This window comes from Arthrobacter sp. M4 (assembly GCF_020251205.1).
In the GTDB taxonomy this organism is placed as follows: domain Bacteria; phylum Actinomycetota; class Actinomycetes; order Actinomycetales; family Micrococcaceae; genus Arthrobacter.
The window spans coordinates 51,295-69,247 of sequence record NZ_JAIWYX010000009.1 but is presented as its reverse complement, the minus strand read 5'-3'; the positions used below and the strand labels follow the sequence as shown (position 1 = coordinate 69,247).

The window sequence follows — 17,953 nt, the reverse complement described above, 5'->3', positions numbered from 1 at the left end:
ATATGTCAGGAGACACCCATGGACCAGCTACATGAACTCCCGGGAGACCGAACAGCATCACGTTTCGCGTACGCGGCAGCGGCGGCAGGTGCAGCGGGCGTCCTGACGCTCGGTGCGATGTATGCCGTGGAAGTTCCGCGCGGAGGACCCTACTACTTTGGCACCACCAATGATGCCTTGGGCGGCGCCTTCAGCCTCCTCATCATTCCCGTGATCCTGCAGGTGCACCGCAGGGTTCCGAAGGAAGCCTGGACTGAACCCGCCAAGTGGGTGGTTGTTGGCGCGTGCGTTGCGGGATCGGCCAGCTCCTTCCTACTGGTTTTCCGCGTCCTGGACTTCGTTCCGTCCACAGTGGTTACAGTGGCGGCGATGATCGTCCAGGCTGCCTGGTTCCTGCTGGCGCACAACAAGCTCCGCACGGTGGAGGGCTACCCACGCTCCTTAGCGACGCTTGGCCGATTCATAGGCCTGGCCTTGCTGACAGGATTGGCGCTGGCGGGCGTTGGCTATTTGTTGCCCGGCCCTGACTGGCTGAAATGGTCCGTGGTGGGCGTCGGCATCACGGCCGGCGCGGCCGCTTGGGTCGCCTGGCCCTACTGGTACTTCAAGGCGGCCAGGCATCTCAGCCACGCTGCTGAATCGCAACTGAGGGCTGGGACTCCACCGCCGTCACCAGCGGTCTAGCCTCTTCCAAGGGCTACCCGGAATATCTCGGCGGTGTCGGAACTGAACAGGACGAATTCCACGAGTTCCACCCCGCTGTCCGGACGCGTGCGCTCAAAGGACCTGACGGCGTCGACCGCTATGGTGGCCACGTCGCGAGGATCCCAGCCGTAGATTCCGGCGCTGATGGCGGGGAAGGCAACCGAGCGGGCTCCGACGTCGGCCGCTATTTCCAGGCTCTCGCGGAAGCAGGACTCCAGCAGTTTGGGGTCGGACTGGCCGGCGTGCAGGTTCGGCCCCACGGTGTGGATCACCCACTGGGCCGGCAAGCGAAAACCTGGAGTGGCCACTGCAGCGCCGGTTGGAAGACCGCCCGGAAGCGAGGATCTGCGCAATTCACGGCAGGCTTCCAGCAGTTCCGGTCCCGCGGCCCTGTGGATGGCGCCGTCAACCCCACCACCGCCAAGGAGCGAGGAGTTGGCTGCGTTCACGATTGCGTCGACGTTTCGCGTGGTGATGTCGCCTTCGACGATGCTGATTTGCATGGTGCCAGTCTGCCACTCAGCGTCGACAGAATCAGCCCGAAACACTTCTAGTCAGCGAGGATGTGGTAGAGCGCGCGGCGGGCCTCATCGATCTTCTCTACGGCAGCGTTCCTTTGCTCTTCCGTCGCTCCGAAGCGGTACTGATGAATCACCCGCATCAACTTCATCACGCTCTCATGGAACGCGGGGGCTGATCCTTCGGCGTCAGTGTTCCAGGCGTTGGCGAGGTCTTCGGCATGTTGGGCCACATAGTCCCTGCCCGCATCGGTCAGCGTGAATTCAGTTCTCCGTCCCTCACCTGTGGGCTCGATGAGTTCTTCGTCCACGAGTTGCTGGAGAGTCGGGTAAACGGAGCCCGGACTTGGGCGCCAGGTCCCGGACGACTTGTCCATGATCTTTTGGATGAGCCCATAGCCGTTGGACGGAGCTTCCGCCAACAGCGAGAGGATCGCCCACCGGACGTCGCCCCTGTTGGCCCGCCGGAAACCGCCCGGCCCAAAACCAGGCCCAAATCCGGGACCAAAACCCGGCCCGAAGCCACGGCCAAAGCCAGGCCCGAAACCAGGACCGAAACCGCCGCCGCCGTGTCCATGGGGACCCCGACGGCCCTTGTCCCTGCCAAAACTCTCCCGGCCAAAACGGGCTCCCCACTCGGGCCCGCAATCTTCAAATTTGTCTTTCATGTCTGCACTTCCTTCTTGGTGTCCGCCCTCGTTGTGCGGGCGATCGCCAAACTATTGACGATACTTAACGATATATCGCTGAATATCGGCAGACAAGAGATTCGGAAGGCTGTTTTTGCTTGGGCTTTGTTCAGCGCAGGAGCAGGAACGCGCAGGGGCAAAGTGCGGTACCTTGTGCCAATGGACACAAGCTTCGCCGACGGCTGGGGTGCCGCGATCTACTTCTGGATCATCCCCATGGTTCTGGGCGACGCTGTGTTCCCGCCTGTTCCGTCCGAGATTGCGGTTATCACAGGCGGGGCGCTTGCCGCTGAGGGTCGGGCGAACGTCTGGCTCGTGGTCCTGCTCGCGGCCTCGGCGTCGTGGTTAGGCGACATATTGGTTTTCCAACTATTCAAGCGCCGCCTCAGCCATGTGCTCGACCGCTGGAAGTGGGGACGCAAGGTCCACCGCGGCATCCATGAGGCCATCGCGAAGGCCGGCCGTTCGTCCACATACAGTGCGATTATCGGCCTGCGATTCATCCCTGGCGGCCGGCTTGCGACGTCGGCAGCCGCGGGAATTGCCGACGTTTCAGTCCACGGTTTCAGCCTATGCGCCGCAATTGGCGGAATCCTGTGGGGTTGCTGGCAAGCAGGGCTGGGCTACTTTGCCGGGACCACCACGGGGCTGCCCTTCTGGGCCAGCTCCCTCATCGGGGCCGGAATCGGCTTGGTGATCGGCGCCGTCGTCGGAGTTGTGGTGGCGCGGAAACGCGGCCGCTCCCCCGTCGACGAGCCAGGCCACCCCAACCCCCTGTAACAACACGCGCCTAATCGGCGCCTAAACGGGCGCCCATTTCCCGCGAATCCGGCGCAGCACCGATAGCCGCCCGGTCACCGCAACGCGTTCGACGGCGTCACGCATCATCGAGGCGGACAGTTGGGCCTCGCTGTTCTCGCCAGAAAAGTCCCGCGCCTCAACGAGGAACCGAAGGCTGATCTGCGGCACACCCCGCACGATGTCCAGTTGATTAGCCTCCACGTGATGCCGAGTTCCTAGAGCCTCCACGGCCGACGCCATAACAGCCTCCGGAGCATTCCCCGGCTTCAACCCTGTGATCAACAGTCGAGCTTGAAAAGAAGGCACCATCCCACCCTACCGGGCGGGCGGACCCAGATTACCTACCCAGTGTTCCGCAAACCCGCGGCTACGCCGTTGACGGTAATCAGCATGGCCCGCTGCAATCGCTCGTCGATCTCGGCCTGGGTACCCTCGGATGCCTTGGCTGCCTGTTCGCGGACGCGTCGCAGCAGCTCCACCTGGAGGTAGCTGATCGGGTCCAGGTACTGGTCACGGATTTCGAGCGAGCGCTTGAGGGTGGGCTGGGCTTCCAGCAACTCGGACTCGCCCGTGAGCAGCTCCACTTCGGCCACGGTGAGCTCATATTCGGCCCGGATGGCGTGGAAGAGCCGGTGCAGCTCGGCGGGCACAAGGGACGTGACGTAGTGGCTTGCGATCTCCATATCCGTCTTGGCCAGCGTCATTTCGACGTTGGAGATGACGGAACGGAAGAAGTTCCACTTTTCCATCATTTCGGCCAGTTGGGCACCGTTGCCTGCCTCGCGGGCGGCTTTGAGGCCGGAGCCTACGCCGAACCAGCCAGGGACGATCTGCCGTGATTGCGTCCAGCCGAACACCCATGGAATGGCGCGAAGGCCACCCAGCCCGGCGCCGGAGTCCGGACGCTTGGAAGGACGGGAACCGATGTTCAGGGAACCGAGCTGCTCCACGGGCGTTGAGGCCAGGAAGTACTCGGGCAGGTCGGGGTCGTCGATGAGCGAGCGGTAACGGGCGAAGGCGGCGTCGGAGATGGTCTCCATAACTTCGCCGTAGCGTTCGCGCTCATCGTCCGATGTGCGTGGCGTGCGGTGGAGGGCAGATCCCTGCAACACGGCGGCCAGGGATAGTTCCAGGTTCTCCCGCGCCAGCTCGGGCAGGGAGTACTTGTCGGAGATCACTTCGCCTTGTTCGGTGAACTTGATGGAGCCTTCCAGCACACCGTTAGGCTGGGCCAGGATGGCGTCGTAGGTGGGTCCGCCGCCCCGACCCACCGAACCGCCGCGGCCGTGGAAGAGACGCACATTGACACCGTGCTTGGCCGCGACGTCGCGCAGTTTCCGCTGGGTCTTGTGGATCTCCCACTGGCTGGTCATCACCCCGGATTCCTTGTTGGAGTCCGAGTAACCGAGCATGATCTCCTGGATATCGCCACGGAGATGCACGAGTTCCCGGTAGGAGGGGTCGGAGAGGAGCTGGTCCACGATTTCCGCCGAGGCCCGCAGTTCCTCGACTGTCTCCAAGAGCGGCGCAAAGCCAATCTTCGCGTAGGTGGCGCTGCCGTAAAGGTTGACCAGTCCGGCTTCACGGGCAAGGACCGCTGCAGCCAGGACGTCGTCGGCCCCGCGGGTCATGGAGATGATGTACGTTTCGACGACGTCAGGTCCGTACGTGCGCAAGGCCTGGCGGATCTCACGGAAGACGTCGTACGTGCCGTCGGCGGCGCCGTCGAGCTTGATTGGGTGTCCGGACAGCGGGCGGCGGGACGCGAGTTCAGCGCTGAGGAATGCGAAACGCTCTTCGCGGTTCAGGTCAGCATACCGCCTGCCCAACTCGCCCACCCGGTCCACCAACTGGCCAACGGCGTCATGGTGGTGGTCGGCGTGCTCGCGAATGTCCAGGGTGGCCAAATGCAGGCCGTAGGAGGCGATGGCGCGGCGGACGCGCCCAAGGGCACCGTCCGCAGCCAACGACGCCGAGTGGTTCTTGAGCGAGCGTTCCAGCAGTTCCAGCTCGGCGAGGACCTCGGTTGTGGAGGTGTAGTCGCGGCCGGGCTCATGGTGGGCACCCGAGGCAACGCGACGGCCGGTGTTGATCAGTTTGGCTTTGATGCAGGTGAGCTTGAGGCGGTACGGCTCCTGGGCGTTGAGTTCCAGGATGCGCTTGTCCAAGCCCGGCAGCTTCTTCAAGTCCTGCGCGATGGAGTCCACCAGTTCCTGGTCCGCGCCGAACAGTGCCGTTGAGTTGGAGAGGACGGAGATCAGCTCGTCGATAAGGGCAATGCTGAGGCGTACGGCGTTCTGGTTCTGCAGCTGAAGGATTTCACGGGTGACGGCCGCGGTAACATTCGGGTTTCCGTCCCGGTCGCCGCCGATCCACGAGCCGAAACGGATGGGCGCCGTGGACGACGACAGTTCCACGCCGTGCTCCGCCAGCAACTCGGAAAGCTCGGAAAGCATTTCCGGCATGGCGTCGGTGAGGATGCTGTTCAGGTAGTAAATGGCGTTGCGTGCCTCGTCGACAGGGGTGGGTCGCACCTGCCGGAGTTCATCGGTCTGCCACATCTGGTCGATGATCTCGGCGAGCTGTCGGTCCTGGCGACGTCGTGCCGTGGTGCCTTCCACCGTGGACTCGGCCAGGATGTCGGAGAGTTTGCGGATTTTGTCCAGCACCGACCGGCGTGAGGCCTCCGTGGGGTGCGCCGTAAAGATGGGCCGGACATCCAGTTCGTTGACAACGTCCTGGAGGACGTGTGGTCCTGCCTGGACGGCGATATCAGCCACGGCCTTGGCGAGCCAGCCGTCCTTTTCCTGCCGCGTGCGCAGGCCGCGGACGCGGTGGACCTGCTCGGCTGCGTTGGCCAGGTGGAAGTAGAACGCGAAGGCTCGCACCAGGTCGGTCGCCTGGTCCAGCGGCAGGGAGGCGAGCAACTCGCGAACCTGGGCTACGACGTCGTGCGCGCTCCAGGGGCCGGTCGCATCAGCGCCGCCGCGGGCGGCTTCCTTGGATTCCTTGGTGAGGAGGCGAACCTGTTCTACGAGGTCCAGCAGTTCCGGACCGTGCTGGCGGACCAGGGACTCACCAAGCAGCGTGGATACACGCCGGACATCCGCACGCAGTTCGGCGGCGAGGTCGGTTTCGGGGTTCTGGGCAGTGTCAACCATCAAAGTTACCTTCGGTCTTGCACGTGGCTCGTACACTGCGCTGGATACTGTGAGCCTGCTTACTTGTTCCTAGGGGATATTACCCGTCACCGATTGGCAGGCGGGAAATGTGTCTCAGATAGTGATGCGTCCCGAGTAGCGGGTGGGGGCGCATCCGGTGAAGGCGGCCAGGATGAACAACCACTCCATGCATTCCATGATATTCAAGGCCTTCCGGGAATGCCCTTCAACGGTGCATGGTTGTTCGGGATGCACCCGCAGACGAACCGGGGTGACGGCACTGCAGGCAGGCAATGGAGGGGCCAGATGAGTACAGCCACAGAAGCAAGCCAGGCACAGCTGGAGCGCTGGCAGCGCTTCCGGACCAGCCGCAACGCGGCACTGGCCGTCAGCCACGGCTGGCTGACCCTCACTTCCTTCCAATGGCTGGACAGCCAGCCGTCCACCGTCGACCTCGCGCCAGGCCTGTGGTCCACGGACGGTACGACGGCGACTCTCACCGCGAGCGCCGCGGACGGCCTCACGTTCGTGGAGACCGGTGAGCTGGTGGATGGCACCTACACAGCGACGCTGCAGGATGAAGAGTCCCTGATGTGGGTGCAATACGGCGGCGACGACGGCCGTCACGTGGTGGTGGAGCTGGCCATGCGGGCAGACAAGTATGCCATCCGGACTCGTGACGACGATTCGCCTGTCCTGACCGAATTCACCAGCGTCCCCACCTACGACTTCAACCCGGATTGGGTTCTCGAAGGCCGGTTCGAGCCCTACCCCGAGCCCGTCGACGTGCCCATCGGTACGGCCAACCCCTTGGTGGACGGCGTGCACCGCTCGGTGGGTGAGGTGGTATTCCGCGTACCCGGTTTGCCGCACGAAGTCAGGCTGCACGCGGAAGCCGAAAAGCTGGGCGCCCTCAACGTCACCTTCCATGACGAGACCAATGGACGGACCACGGACGAGTGGCGCAAGGTCTTCGTTCCGAAGCCCCGGCCGGACGGCACCGTCATTATCGACTTCAACCGCGCCATCAACTACCCCAGCGCATTCACACCCTATGGAACATGCCCCATGCCGGTGGTCGGGAACTCGGTGGACGTGGCAGTGGAGGCTGGAGAAAAAGCACCGGAAGGCAGCCTTGACGGGACAGACGAGCGCGGGCCGGAGGACTGATTCCGCTGGCCCGAACTCCCGCCGAACATTAGCGATGGTCGAGCACTAAGCGATTGGCCGAGCACTAAGCGATGGCCGACACTCCAGTGACGGCCCGTCCCGCGATCAGCGAGTTGATCTCGTAGGATCCCTCGTACGTGTAGATCGCCTCTGAGTCCGCGAAGATCTTGGCCATCCCGTAGTCCGTGACTATGCCATTGCCGCCCAGTATCGATCGACCCAGCGCCACGGTCTCCCGCATCCTGGCCGTTGTGTACGACTTAGCGAGCGCCACTTGAGCCATATCAGCGCCGCTGTGCAGCGTTCCGTGGGGACCCGGGTGCGAGTTCTCCTGCAACTGCGCAATCCGCACCATCATGCCCATGCACGCCACGGCGTTGCCGAGCATTTGCACCAGCTGCTGCTGCACCAGTTGGAAGGCCGCCAATTGGCGGCCAAACTGCAAGCGCTCGACGGCGTACTGCCGCGCGACGTCGAAGGCGGCCAGTTGCTGCCCTACCGCCTGCCACGCCACCATGATCCGTGAGCCACGGAGCAGGTGTTTGGTGTCCGTGAAGCTGCTGATCGCGGCGAACCTGTCCGCTTCGGGGATCCTGACATCGGTGAACGTGATGTCCGCGTTCTGAACCGTTCGCAAGGCGATCTTGTTTTCTATGCGCGTGCGGGCAACCCCGGGAAGTGTTGCGTCGACGATGAAGCCTCGGATGGCGCCGTCCTGTTCGTCGCGGGCCCACACCAGCATGTAGTCGCAGAACGTCCCATTGCCGATCCAGCGTTTGGCGCCGTTCAGGATCCAGTAGTCACCGCTGGCGTTTTTAACACGCCGAGCGGTGGTTTCCATGCCGCCAGCCACATCCGAGCCGTGCAACGGCTCCGTCAGTGCGAAGGCGCCTGTTGTGCGCAGGTTTGCGGCGTCATCCAGGAACCTGCCCTTTTGCTCCTCTGAGCCAAACTCGTACAGCGACTCGACGAAGAGGTCGTGGTGGACCATAAAGAATGTTGCAATGGAGGCATCTACCCGCGTCATCTCGACAATGACAAGGCCTGCGAATAGGTGGCTGTAGCCGCGTTGAGCGGGGGTACTCAGCCGCAGGGCCGCGAGCTTTGGGAGAATGTGGGCAGGGAATTCGGCGTTGTTCCACCACGCGGCAGCATGGGGCGCGATTTCCACAGCCATGAACTCCCGGAGTTCCTGGAGTTTGCGCTGCTCGTGTTGGCTGAGCAGCGATTCGAAGTCGAAAAAGTCTGCTGAGGGCAGTTCTCCAAGTTTCTGGATATCAGCTGGCCGGTCTCCCACGGCGGTCATTTCGGTGCCATCCTGATGGCGCCATCCAGCCTGATGGTTTCGCCGTTGAGCATGGCGTTGTCCACGATGTGCGCAACCAGGTTGGCATACTCCGCCGGGCGGCCCAGGCGACTTGGATGAGGCACCTGTCTGCCGAGGGAATCTTGGGCATCCTGCGGCAGGCCAGCCATCATCGGCGTCTCAAAAATACCCGGGGCGATGGTCACTACCCGGATCAGCGAGTGCGCCAACTCCCGCGCCAGCGGAAGCGTCATCGCCGCGACGGCTCCCTTGGAGGCCGCATACGCGGGTTGGCCAATCTGGCCATCAAAAGCGGCCACCGAAGCAGTGTTGATGATTACGCCGCGCTCCGGGCCGCCAAGCTGGCTGTCCACGGGCTCGTTCTGCACCATGGCAGCCGCTGCGAGCCTGGCGACGTTGAAGGTGCCGAGCAGGTTGATCTGGACCACCTTGGCAAATGCGTCGAGCGGCAGCACGCCGTCCCGGCCCAGCATCCTGCCCGGCGTCGCCACGCCAGCGCAGTTCACCACTATGCGCAGCGGCCCCAGTGCCGAGGCGGCGTCGACGGCGGCCTGCACCTGGGCCTCGTCGGTAACGTCTGCCGGAGCGAAGACCGCTTTCCCTGGACCACTCGAATTGCCAAGTTCTTCCGCGAAGGCCGCACCGTTGGAACCGGGAAGGTCGAGGACCACCACCGAGGCGCCGTCGGCCATAAGTCGTCGCGCCGTGGCAGCCCCAAGCCCGGAAGCCCCGCCCGTGATCAGCGCTACCGCGCCTTTGATGTCCACACATCCTCCTTGATGCCGAACTCGTTGCCGAACTTTCCGCCGAACCAAATTCCGTTAATGAATGTTAACTGAAATGGCTCGGGGGCGCACGTCATCCAGGCGCGGGACAGGCGGTTATCTCATACACTCACTCGGACGTGCTGCATGGTTGACCTGCGGAACCCACCGAACCTGCAGAACCCACCGAACCTGCGGCGCCCACCGAACTTGCCGCGTCTACCGAACTTGCGGCGCCCAGGGCGTTCCCGGCCGTGGATGGTTCGATATCCACGCGATGGTGCGCGGATTCCGATTCGAGGTACCAGATCGAACCCCTATACGCGGCGGTGAAGCTTTGGGATCCAGGGTCGGGGTTGGGCACAGTGAACTCCCAGCGCCAACCGCGGTCATCCGTCTTGGTTCCGTCGCCGATGTACATGTCGTTGCGATAGAACTCGACGTGCCCGTCAGAACGACCAGTTAGTTCCCCTCCGCCGGGGAGCGTGACCTGTGCAGTGAGGATCAAGGGTGTTCCCGCAGGAAAGGTTGTACCGGATGGAGGCGTGCCTTCTGCGGCGACGGCCAGCGATGTCCGGGTTTCCGGGCCTGTGTAGACGTCGAAGCTGAACTGAACGGTCTGGGCCACGTACCGGGCATCGCCCGAGTAGCTCACCCAATAGTTGTGCGTGCCGGGCGTGGTGGCCTGAACCCTGGCCAAGGCATCCTCGTTGACCTGCCACACCTCGAAGGTTTGGGAGGGCGAACCGGCGTCGTCAGTGACTGTCACCGTTCCGGCGGGAGCAGGGCTGCCTTCCGGGCCCCGGACCGAGATGTGAACCTCCACCACATTCCCTGGCAGGGAGCCAAGCGGCTCGTCCACATATGAGTTGAATACTGCGTGGATTGGCGTTTCCGCCGTGGCAGGGACGGCCCCGACCAACCCACCAAAGAGGGCCATAACAACTACGGCGGCCCGGATGACGGCACGCTGGGGCCGTGGCCGGCCCCGCCGGTCATTGCCATGACGTGCATTCTTTCTCGTCACGCCTGCGCCTTCTTCCACAGTGGTCACGATGGAAGCCCCAGCACATCACGGACACGTGTCCCGCACCCGTGAGGAGAACGTACCGCCGCACCCCAGCCCGTCACAAGGGCTGGGTCAACTTTGGCGAGATCGCTAGGCTGAAGGAATGGCGCCTTCTGAAGGACCAAGCGATGCTGACGCCGTCACGCGCAACACGCCGCCGGACGCTCCCGGAAGCCCACAGCCCGACGGACCCGACTGGTCGTCACGCGCAGCACTCGCGGCCGAGTCCGTCATCCGGAACTTCGGGCGCCGCTTCCTGTTCCTCCCGGCAACGCATATTGCCGCAGTGGCTCATTCCCCGCGGGACAGCCCAACTGCCCAAGGTCCACACGCCGCTTCCCTCCGCAAGATTGCCGCATCCCGCAGCCTGCGACGCCTTCGCAGCGTCCCAGCCTTCAATAACCTTGTGGGCCCTTGGCACTTTTGGTGGCAGGCGCAGTATCTGGATTGCCTGGTTGATGCGCGACGACGCCAACTTGCGGAACGCGTCCCGGCCCCGGACGGCCCGAACTTCGCCGGATTGGCCTCCCGCCTCCTCCGAACCGTCCGACTACGCAATGGGTTCCGCTACACGAACGACTTCTATGACGACATGGCGTGGCTGGGCCTCGCTGCCGTGAGACTGGGAACCATGGCACCTGCGGCAACGGGGCTAAGGCGGCGCACAGACCGGATCCGTGACATCCTCACGCCGGAGTTCGAGGCCGCTGCCGATGACGTACTGGGTGGCGGTGTGTACTGGAGCCGGCAGCGTGACTTCAAGAACACTCCTGCCACCGGACCTGTCGCCTTGTTCTTCGCCCGCACCGGCCAGCGGGATCGTGCCCAAGAGTTGGTGGACTGGCTGGGTTCCCGCCTGCTGGACGACGAGCGCGGACTGTACCTGGATGGCCTGCGGATCCGTGGTTCCGAGGTGATCCTGGAACCAGGCCTGTACACCTACAACCAAGGACCCGTTTTGGGAGCCCTCCTGGAACTGGGCGGCGCAGCGAACGTGGCGCGCGCCGCGGACCTGGTTGCCGCCGTCGAGCGCCGACTCTGCCCCACGCCGGAAAGCGCCGCCTTGCGGTGCGACGGCAGGGGCGACGGCGGTCTGTTCACCGGGATACTGGTGCGCTACCTGGCCCTCGCTGCAAGGGATGCAGCGCTCCCCGCCTCAGCGCGTGACTCGGCCCGGCGAATGGTGACCAGCACAGCCGAGGCGCTGTGGGCTGGGCGATCGGAACGGCCAGGGCAGCAGGCTGGCTGGCTCGTCTTCCCGGTCCACCCCACGGTGCCGGCGGGCGTCGCGTATCCGGCGGGTGCCGCCGTCGAACTTTCCACCCAACTTCAGGCCTGGATGACCTTGGAAGCTGCCGCAACACTCACGTAGCCCAAATGCTCTCAGTCGGGCCGCAACAGACCCGTCACAGTCCGCATTCTGGATTAGGTCACGGTACTCTGTCTTAATTCGCATGATTTGCGACACAAAAGGCCATGAAGGCTTGGAAGGTTAGGTTTGGCTAACCTACAGTGTCTTTCGTGTGGTCCGCTTCGAGTTCGTGACCCACCGGGACGCCCGGTCCCATCCACTCCGAACGTGTTCGCAGAAAGCAGTCCCTCATGATGATCCGCAAGAAGGCGCTGGCAGGCATCGCACTCGCTGCCTCCGCCGCCCTTGGCCTGGCAGCCTGTGGCTCCAACGCCGCGACCACCTCCCCTTCAGGCTCGGCCGCTGCTACTGACGGCATCACCGTCTACAACGCCCAGCACGAATCCCTCACCAAGGAATGGGTCGAGGAGTTCACCAAGGAGACGGGCGTCAAGGTCACGCTCCGCCAAGGTTCGGACACCGAAATGTCCAACCAGATCATCCAGGAAGGGGCTTCCTCCCCTGCTGACGTTTTCCTCACGGAGAACTCCCCTGCAATGACGCAGGTTGAGAACGCCGGCCTCTTCGCCGACGTGGACAAGGCCACGCTGGACCAGGTTCCGGCTGAGTTCCGCCCGTCCACCAACAAGTGGACCGGCATCGCCGCCCGCTCCACGCTGCTCGTGTACAACAAGTCAAAGCTCACGGAGGACAAGCTGCCGAAGTCCATGCTGGACTTGGCCAAGCCGGAGTGGAAGGGCAAGTGGGCTGCTTCCCCGACGGGCGCCGACTACCAGGCAATCGTCTCCGCACTCCTTGAGCTCAAGGGCGAGGCCGCTACCACCGAGTGGCTCAAGGGCATGAAGGAAAACTTCAAGGCTTACAAGGGCAACAGCACAGCGATGAAGGCAGTCAACGCCGGCGAAGTGGACGCTGCCCTGATCTACCACTATTACTACTACGGCGACCAGGCCAAGACGGGCGAGAACTCCAACAACGTCGCCCCGTACTACTTCAAGAACCAGGACCCGGGCGCCTTCCTCTCCATCTCCGGCGGCGGTGTCCTGAAGTCCTCCAAGAAGGCCGCTGAGGCACAGGCTTTCCTGAAGTTCATCACTGGCAAGAAGGGCCAGGAAGTCCTCAAGACCGGCACGTCCTTCGAATACGCCATTGCTTCACAGGTCGCTGCCAACGACAAGCTGGTCCCGGTCAAGGACCTGCAGGCTCCCAAGGTTGACCCGGCCAAGCTGAACTCGAAGAAGGTCATCGAACTCATGACTGCGGCAGGACTGCTGTAATACAGTGACCACCGATCTATCGGCTTCCGGCCTGGCCGGCAGCACGACGACGGCGGGCAGGGGCAAGCGCCCCCGCCCGCCTTTCGGCGTTTCTGCGATCTTTGTCATAGCCGTCCTTATTGCCCTGGTTTCACTGGTTCCCCTTGGCTACGTGGCGGTTATGACGGTCACCACCGGGTGGGACACCGCCGTTCAACTGATCTTCCGGCCCCGCGTAGGCGAACTGCTCGCCAACACCGTGTTGTTGATGTTGTTCACGGTGCCTTTGTGCCTGGTACTGGGAGTGGGCGGCGCCTGGCTGGTGGAACGGACCTCGCTCCGTGGCCGGCGCGCATGGGCGGTGGCCCTCGCAGCTCCGCTGGCAATCCCGGCTTTCGTCAACAGCTATTCCTGGGTGTCCGTGGTGCCATCCCTTGAAGGCGTGTGGTCCGGCGTCCTGATCGCCACCTTGTCTTACTACCCGCTGGTCTATATCCCCGCCGCCGCCACGCTGGGACGCTTGGACCCCGCAATCGAGCAGTCTGCGGCCTCGCTCGGCAACGGGGCATGGCGTGTCTTCTTCCGAGTGGTTCTACCCCAACTGCGCATCGCCATGACCGGTGGAGCGCTCTTGGTAGCTCTCCACTTGCTGGCCGAGTATGGCGCGTTCGCGATGATCCGCTTCGACACGTTCACCACCGCGATCATGACGCAGTACCAATCCACCTTCAATGGCACCGCCGGCAACATGCTGGCCAGCGTCTTGGTGATCTTCTGCCTGTTCCTGCTGCTGGCCGAGGTCCGCAGCCGTGGAACCGCCCGCTACGCCCGGATCGGTTCCGGCGCACAGGCCAAGGCAGTCCGACTTCCCCTCCACCACTATCAGGTGCCTTCACAGCTGGCGCTGCTTGCCGTCGTCGTACTCGCCATCGGCGTGCCGCTCTGGTCCGTTTTCCACTGGACCCTGGCTGGCGGCTCCCAGGTATGGACCGCAGACGAGTTCCTGCCCGCACTCTTGCAGACCTTGACGTACGGGCTGGCCGGCGCCTTGGTGACCACGCTAGTCGCGTTCCCTCTGGCTTATTTGGCGGTCCGCCATCCGGGCTGGTTCACCAAAACCCTGGAACTCGCCAACTACATCACCAGTTCCATGCCCGGAATTGTGCTGGGCCTGGCCTTTGTGACCGTGGCCATTCGCGCGCTCCCCGGGACCTACCAGACCCACGGCCTGCTGCTTGCAGCCTACGTCCTGCTATTCATCCCCCGCGCCCTGGTGAATCTCCGCTCCGGCCTTGCGCAAGCGCCCAAGGAGCTCGATGAGGCAGCCCAGGCTCTCGGCAGACCGCCCCTGGTGGCCTTCGCGAAGGTGACCCTGAGGCTCACCGCACCGGCCGCGGCAGGCGGGGCCGCCCTGGTGTTCCTGGCCATCGTCAACGAACTGACCGCGACACTCCTGCTCTCGCCCAATGGAACCAAAACGCTCGCCACGGAGTTTTGGTCCAAGAGCAGCGAGATCGATTACACGGGCGCGGCTCCATACGCGCTCCTGATGATCCTGCTCTCGGCTCCCATGACCTACCTGCTTTTCCAACAGTCCAAGAAAGTTGCCGGACAGTGACCGAACAAGCCCCCTCCCGCCTTCCCGAGCCACGCGTTGCCCCTTCTGTGGCACCCACCACCAACAGCCATCTGGACATTGCCGACGTCACCAAGGACTTCGGTTCCCAGCCTGTGCTGAAAGGCGTCAACCTGCACGTGGCGAAGGGCGGGACAACCGCGATTGTTGGCCCCTCTGGGTCGGGCAAGACCACGCTCCTGCGGCTCATAGCCGGATTCGAGCACCCGGGCAGCGGCACAATCATGATGAATGGCAAGCCCGTGGCCGGCGACGGCGTGTGGGTCCCCGCCCATAAACGCCACATCGGATACGTGGCCCAGGATGGCGCCCTGTTCCCGCACCTCACCGTTGGCCAGAACATCGCCTTCGGACTCGACGCCGGTGCCCTCCCCGGCGGTCGGCGCGCGGTCAAGGCCCGCATCCAGGAATTGTTGGAGATGGTGTCGCTGGATGGGTCCATGGCCACTCGCCGCCCGCACCAGCTTTCCGGTGGCCAGCAGCAGCGCGTCGCGCTGGCCCGCGCTCTCGCCCGCGAACCGCAGCTCATGCTCCTCGACGAGCCGTTCTCAGCCCTCGACGCCGGACTCCGCGTTGCGACTCGACGCGCTGTTGCGAAGGTGCTGGGTGAACATGGAGTAACCACCATCCTCGTGACGCACGACCAGGCCGAGGCTTTATCCTTTGCTGATCAGGTGGCCGTGATGCGTGGCGGGAAGCTCGCCCAAATCGGCAACCCCTTCGTCGTCTACACCCGGCCAGCGGACCGCGCCACGGCCGAATTCCTGGGTGACGCCGTGATCCTGGACGCCTGGATGGAAGGCTCCCTGGCCACGTGCTCGCTGGGTGGAATTCCCGTGCGACGTCCCCCGGCGCAAGGCAAGGTCCAGCTCATGCTGCGGCCGGAGCAGATCCGCATCGCCGAAGACGGACCGATCCGCGGCGTGGTGGTGGACACTGACTACTTTGGCCCCGAGACGACAGTGCGTATCCAGCTAGCACCCCGGTTGTCCCTCAATGGCAACGGCCACGACCACCGCTACCCTGGCGGAGGCGAAGTCATCACCATCCGGCACTGGAACGCCTCCATCACCCGGCCGGGGACGGAACTCAGCTTGCGGGTAGTCGGTGAAGGTGTGGCGTTTCCCGTGGAACCCACGGGTAACTGACCAGTTCTTCGTTTCAGCCCGCTGCCTAGTCAGTGGCGTCCTGGTCTTCCTCCGGCTCAAAGGTATTGGCGTCATCGCTGGCCCCGAGGCCAACGCCCTTGGGGTTGTCCGGAATAGTTCCTCCGGGTCCCTTGCCGTGATGATGTTCCGCGTTTTCCGTGGTGTGGGCTGCATCGTGTTCGTCCATGATGCCCTCCTGGACTGGTTTCGTGACTGCTCTTTCACCGTAGCAGTGGGGCTGGCGCACGGTAAGTATGCCCACACCCGGCTAGTGCCCCACCTCACCTCTGGCGGATGGTCGCCAGTGGGGTAATCGTTGCCGCCTTGATAGTTACAGAGTCGCGGGGTGCTTCGGCTCTGATCTGTTGTTCGCCTGCTTGGGGGAACGTCAGCGCGGTAAGGGTTTGCTTGCCGTCGTTCACGAAGACTTCCACGGAGGAACGGTCTACGTAGATCGTCAGCTTCACCTTGCCGGCATCGGCTGGGCTCTTGGCGGATCGTATCTGGCGATACGTGTCATCCACCGCGGCTTTCTTGGCACTTCCCTTGGCGCCCCCGCCCTTTGCCACGGCATCCCCATCGCGGGCTATAAACGCTTGACCGTTCTTGAAGTCGTAGCCCACGGTCGCGTATGTGTGATCACCGCTCTGCAGAAGAACACGAGCCTCGGAGCTGTTGCTCCTCGCCGCCTCAAGTTCGACGTCGAATTTGTAGGCGCCGCTGGCCGGAACCGGCCAGGGCTCGCCCGGGTCGCTCGTGAGATTGCGCGGCGCCAGTTTTTGAGGCTGTCCCTCCAAGGAGCGCAGCGCAGCGGTGGGCGTCGACGTCAAGGTGGCCCGGCCGGCGTCGGACACCAAGCGGAGGTCCCGCACCACCGAATCAGCGCCGAACCAGCCGTCGGTGGGCAGCTCGCGGGCGTAGGCCCAATTGTTCATCCAGCCGACGGCGTGCCGGGACGCCTTGCGCTGGCCATCCGTGAGGCGCGGATCGTCCCACGTGACGGTGGCATAGAAGTCGGGTCCGGCGTCAAGCCACTGGTGTTGATCGTCGGCCGGCTTGAAGCTTTTGCCGTCCCAGGATCCGGTCCAATAGGCCAAGCCTGTGGTGCGTCCTTCGGAGGCGCCGTTCGCGCTGGCAGCCAGGACCCATGTGCGTTTGGCCGGGTCGCCATCGACATCCATCTGGTAGAAATCGGGGCATTCCAAGATGCCAAGGTTGGACCGCTCAAAGCTGGACGCGTACTTCCAGTCCTTGAGGTTCGTGGAGGTGTAAAAGCCCAGCTTGTGGCCCTCCGCGAGGAGCATAACCCACTGATTGTTGGCCTCGTCCCGCACGATGCGGGGATCCCGCCAGTGCTCCTGACCGGGATTGTTCATCACGGGATTCTGCTCAAAGCTCTTGAAGCTGTACCCCTTGTCCGTCGAGTAGAACAGCGACTGGCGCTGCACGCCGTCATGCTGCTGCGTCAGGATGGCGATCACCGCCCCCTTGCCAAAGCCGGCGGTTCCCTCGGTGTCGACGACGGCTGTGCCGGTTTCTATGTCACCCAGCCCGTTCTTGTACTTCTGGATCGCGACGCCTTCATTTTTCCAGTGGACAAGGTCCGTGCTGGTGGCGTGGAACCATTCGGTGCCGTTCCCCTCGGGGTAGTCGGAGTTGTACAGGTAGTAGTAATGCCACAGCCCGTCCAGGAAAAACGGCCGTTGCGGGTCGTTCATCCATCGCTGTTCCGGAGTCAGATGGTAGGCGGGGCGGTAGGCGGGGTCCGATGTCGGGGCCCCAAAGCGTGACGCGTCCGGCACGGACCATTTCCGTTCCACGCCTAAGTCCGCCAGAAGCGCGTCCCGCGCTTCTGCGGTGATGCAGTCAGGAAGCGCTACTTTGGAACTGTCCTCTTCGGCTGCGCTGCTTTCGCTGCTGCTCCGCAGGAAAACTCGGCCCTCAACGCGCACGCCGGCCAACCATCCCGTGCCGCACTCGATGGCACGCGCGTCATCAACCGCATCCGCCGCGATGGCGTGGCCTCGGGCCTCCAGAGTGCGGTCGCTGCCGCGCAGCCACAGTGAGCCGAAACGACCGTCCTTCTCCTTGGCTTTAGCCTCAGCTGAGGCAAGATCTTCCAAGACGCTCCCAGCGACGGCAGCAGGGCCGATCCTCCCAGTGGAAGGTCCGGTAGCGACCAGGACAAGGGCCGTAACGAGCGCGAGGACCACGGCCGCGGCGATTCCCGCCACGAGCATGCGGCGGCGAAGGGCAAAAGCGAAAGAAGGAGTCATTGAGTGAGGGTGTTGGGGACAGGACAAAACAAAAGCCGACGCCGTCTCTGAAACGTCAGGA

General features: G+C 63.7%; 16 protein-coding genes. 7 read left to right on the top strand and 9 right to left on the bottom strand.

Annotated features, from left to right (window positions below):
• The first annotated feature begins 18 nt into the window (after positions 1–18).
• Complete coding sequence (locus tag LD110_RS16465; RefSeq protein ID WP_225500046.1) at positions 19–684, top strand: hypothetical protein; 666 nt, start codon at positions 19–21, stop codon at positions 682–684.
• Here LD110_RS16465 and LD110_RS16460 read toward each other — a convergent pair.
• The gene (locus tag LD110_RS16460) at positions 681–1,208 is read right to left on the bottom strand and encodes an O-acetyl-ADP-ribose deacetylase (RefSeq protein ID WP_225500044.1); all 528 of its coding nucleotides are present in this window, start codon (positions 1,206–1,208) and stop codon (positions 681–683) included. The two genes, LD110_RS16465 and LD110_RS16460, sit on opposite strands and share 4 nt — an antisense overlap.
• Before the next feature lie 47 nt (positions 1,209–1,255).
• Positions 1,256–1,891 carry a PadR family transcriptional regulator gene (locus LD110_RS16455; protein ID WP_225500043.1) on the bottom strand — a complete coding sequence of 212 codons (636 nt, stop codon included), beginning with the start codon at positions 1,889–1,891 and terminating at the stop codon, positions 1,256–1,258.
• Positions 1,892–2,071: 180 nt separating this feature from the next.
• Between LD110_RS16455 and LD110_RS16450 the strand changes: the two genes are divergently transcribed.
• A complete protein-coding gene (locus LD110_RS16450; protein WP_225500040.1) occupies positions 2,072–2,692 on the top strand; it encodes a DedA family protein in 621 nt (206 codons plus the stop codon).
• 21 nt (positions 2,693–2,713) lie between these two features.
• Here the strand turns inward: LD110_RS16450 and LD110_RS16445 are convergent, their stop codons facing one another.
• Positions 2,714–3,019, bottom strand: coding sequence for a hypothetical protein (locus LD110_RS16445; RefSeq protein ID WP_225500037.1), 306 nt, complete (start codon positions 3,017–3,019; stop codon positions 2,714–2,716).
• Positions 3,020–3,054: 35 nt separating this feature from the next.
• Positions 3,055–5,874, bottom strand: coding sequence for a phosphoenolpyruvate carboxylase (gene ppc, locus LD110_RS16440; protein WP_225500036.1), 2,820 nt, complete (start codon positions 5,872–5,874; stop codon positions 3,055–3,057).
• A 306-nt stretch (positions 5,875–6,180) separates the two neighbouring features.
• On the opposite strand from ppc, the gene LD110_RS16435 reads away from it, so the two are divergent.
• Complete coding sequence (locus LD110_RS16435) at positions 6,181–7,044, top strand: DUF1684 domain-containing protein (protein ID WP_225500035.1); 864 nt, start codon at positions 6,181–6,183, stop codon at positions 7,042–7,044.
• Between the two features lie 64 nt (positions 7,045–7,108).
• Here the strand turns inward: LD110_RS16435 and LD110_RS16430 are convergent, their stop codons facing one another.
• The 3 genes from LD110_RS16430 to LD110_RS16420 all read right to left on the bottom strand — a co-directional run bounded on the left by LD110_RS16430 (position 7,109) and on the right by LD110_RS16420 (position 10,162).
• Positions 7,109–8,350, bottom strand: a complete 1,242-nt coding sequence (locus LD110_RS16430) for an acyl-CoA dehydrogenase family protein (RefSeq protein ID WP_225500033.1) — start codon at positions 8,348–8,350, stop codon at positions 7,109–7,111.
• Entirely contained in the window at positions 8,347–9,138 is a 792-nt protein-coding gene (locus tag LD110_RS16425; RefSeq protein ID WP_225500031.1) for an SDR family NAD(P)-dependent oxidoreductase, read from the bottom strand. Before LD110_RS16425 ends, LD110_RS16430 begins: the two co-directional genes overlap by 4 nt.
• A 127-nt stretch (positions 9,139–9,265) precedes the next feature.
• Positions 9,266–10,162 carry an Ig-like domain-containing protein gene (locus tag LD110_RS16420; protein ID WP_225500029.1) on the bottom strand — a complete coding sequence of 299 codons (897 nt, stop codon included), beginning with the start codon at positions 10,160–10,162 and terminating at the stop codon, positions 9,266–9,268.
• Between the two features lie 145 nt (positions 10,163–10,307).
• On the opposite strand from LD110_RS16420, the gene LD110_RS16415 reads away from it, so the two are divergent.
• From LD110_RS16415 to LD110_RS16400, 4 genes are all read left to right on the top strand, one after another.
• Positions 10,308–11,576, top strand: coding sequence for a glycoside hydrolase family 76 protein (locus tag LD110_RS16415; RefSeq protein WP_225500027.1), 1,269 nt, complete (start codon positions 10,308–10,310; stop codon positions 11,574–11,576).
• Between the two features lie 230 nt (positions 11,577–11,806).
• Positions 11,807–12,853 (top strand): iron ABC transporter substrate-binding protein, encoded by a 1,047-nt coding sequence (locus tag LD110_RS16410; protein ID WP_225500026.1) that lies wholly within the window; start codon positions 11,807–11,809, stop codon positions 12,851–12,853.
• A 4-nt stretch (positions 12,854–12,857) separates the two neighbouring features.
• Positions 12,858–14,450, top strand: a complete 1,593-nt coding sequence (locus LD110_RS16405) for an iron ABC transporter permease (protein ID WP_225500024.1) — start codon at positions 12,858–12,860, stop codon at positions 14,448–14,450.
• Positions 14,447–15,616: an ABC transporter ATP-binding protein gene (locus LD110_RS16400; RefSeq protein WP_225500022.1), complete on the top strand. Its 1,170-nt coding sequence runs from the start codon at positions 14,447–14,449 to the stop codon at positions 15,614–15,616. Before LD110_RS16405 ends, LD110_RS16400 begins: the two co-directional genes overlap by 4 nt.
• A gap of 25 nt (positions 15,617–15,641) precedes the next feature.
• Here LD110_RS16400 and LD110_RS16395 read toward each other — a convergent pair whose 3' ends face one another.
• Together LD110_RS16395 and LD110_RS16390 are read right to left on the bottom strand one after the other, a co-directional pair.
• The gene (locus LD110_RS16395; RefSeq protein ID WP_225500020.1) at positions 15,642–15,803 is read right to left on the bottom strand and encodes a hypothetical protein; all 162 of its coding nucleotides are present in this window, start codon (positions 15,801–15,803) and stop codon (positions 15,642–15,644) included.
• A gap of 94 nt (positions 15,804–15,897) precedes the next feature.
• A complete protein-coding gene (locus LD110_RS16390) occupies positions 15,898–17,892 on the bottom strand; it encodes a glycoside hydrolase family 32 protein (RefSeq protein ID WP_225500017.1) in 1,995 nt (664 codons plus the stop codon).
• Positions 17,893–17,953 lie beyond the last annotated feature (61 nt).

Coding starts and splice junctions, on each gene's coding strand:
- LD110_RS16460 (WP_225500044.1), bottom strand. CDS start 1,208: ATGCAAATCAGCATCGTCGAAGGCGACATCACCACGCGAAACGTCGAC.
- LD110_RS16390 (WP_225500017.1), bottom strand. CDS start 17,892: ATGACTCCTTCTTTCGCTTTTGCCCTTCGCCGCCGCATGCTCGTGGCG.
- LD110_RS16395 (WP_225500020.1), bottom strand. CDS start 15,803: ATGGACGAACACGATGCAGCCCACACCACGGAAAACGCGGAACATCAT.
- LD110_RS16430 (WP_225500033.1), bottom strand. CDS start 8,350: ATGACCGCCGTGGGAGACCGGCCAGCTGATATCCAGAAACTTGGAGAA.
- LD110_RS16465 (WP_225500046.1), top strand. CDS start 19: ATGGACCAGCTACATGAACTCCCGGGAGACCGAACAGCATCACGTTTC.
- LD110_RS16435 (WP_225500035.1), top strand. CDS start 6,181: ATGAGTACAGCCACAGAAGCAAGCCAGGCACAGCTGGAGCGCTGGCAG.
- LD110_RS16450 (WP_225500040.1), top strand. CDS start 2,072: ATGGACACAAGCTTCGCCGACGGCTGGGGTGCCGCGATCTACTTCTGG.
- LD110_RS16455 (WP_225500043.1), bottom strand. CDS start 1,891: ATGAAAGACAAATTTGAAGATTGCGGGCCCGAGTGGGGAGCCCGTTTT.
- LD110_RS16410 (WP_225500026.1), top strand. CDS start 11,807: ATGATGATCCGCAAGAAGGCGCTGGCAGGCATCGCACTCGCTGCCTCC.
- LD110_RS16415 (WP_225500027.1), top strand. CDS start 10,308: ATGGCGCCTTCTGAAGGACCAAGCGATGCTGACGCCGTCACGCGCAAC.
- ppc (WP_225500036.1), bottom strand. CDS start 5,874: ATGGTTGACACTGCCCAGAACCCCGAAACCGACCTCGCCGCCGAACTG.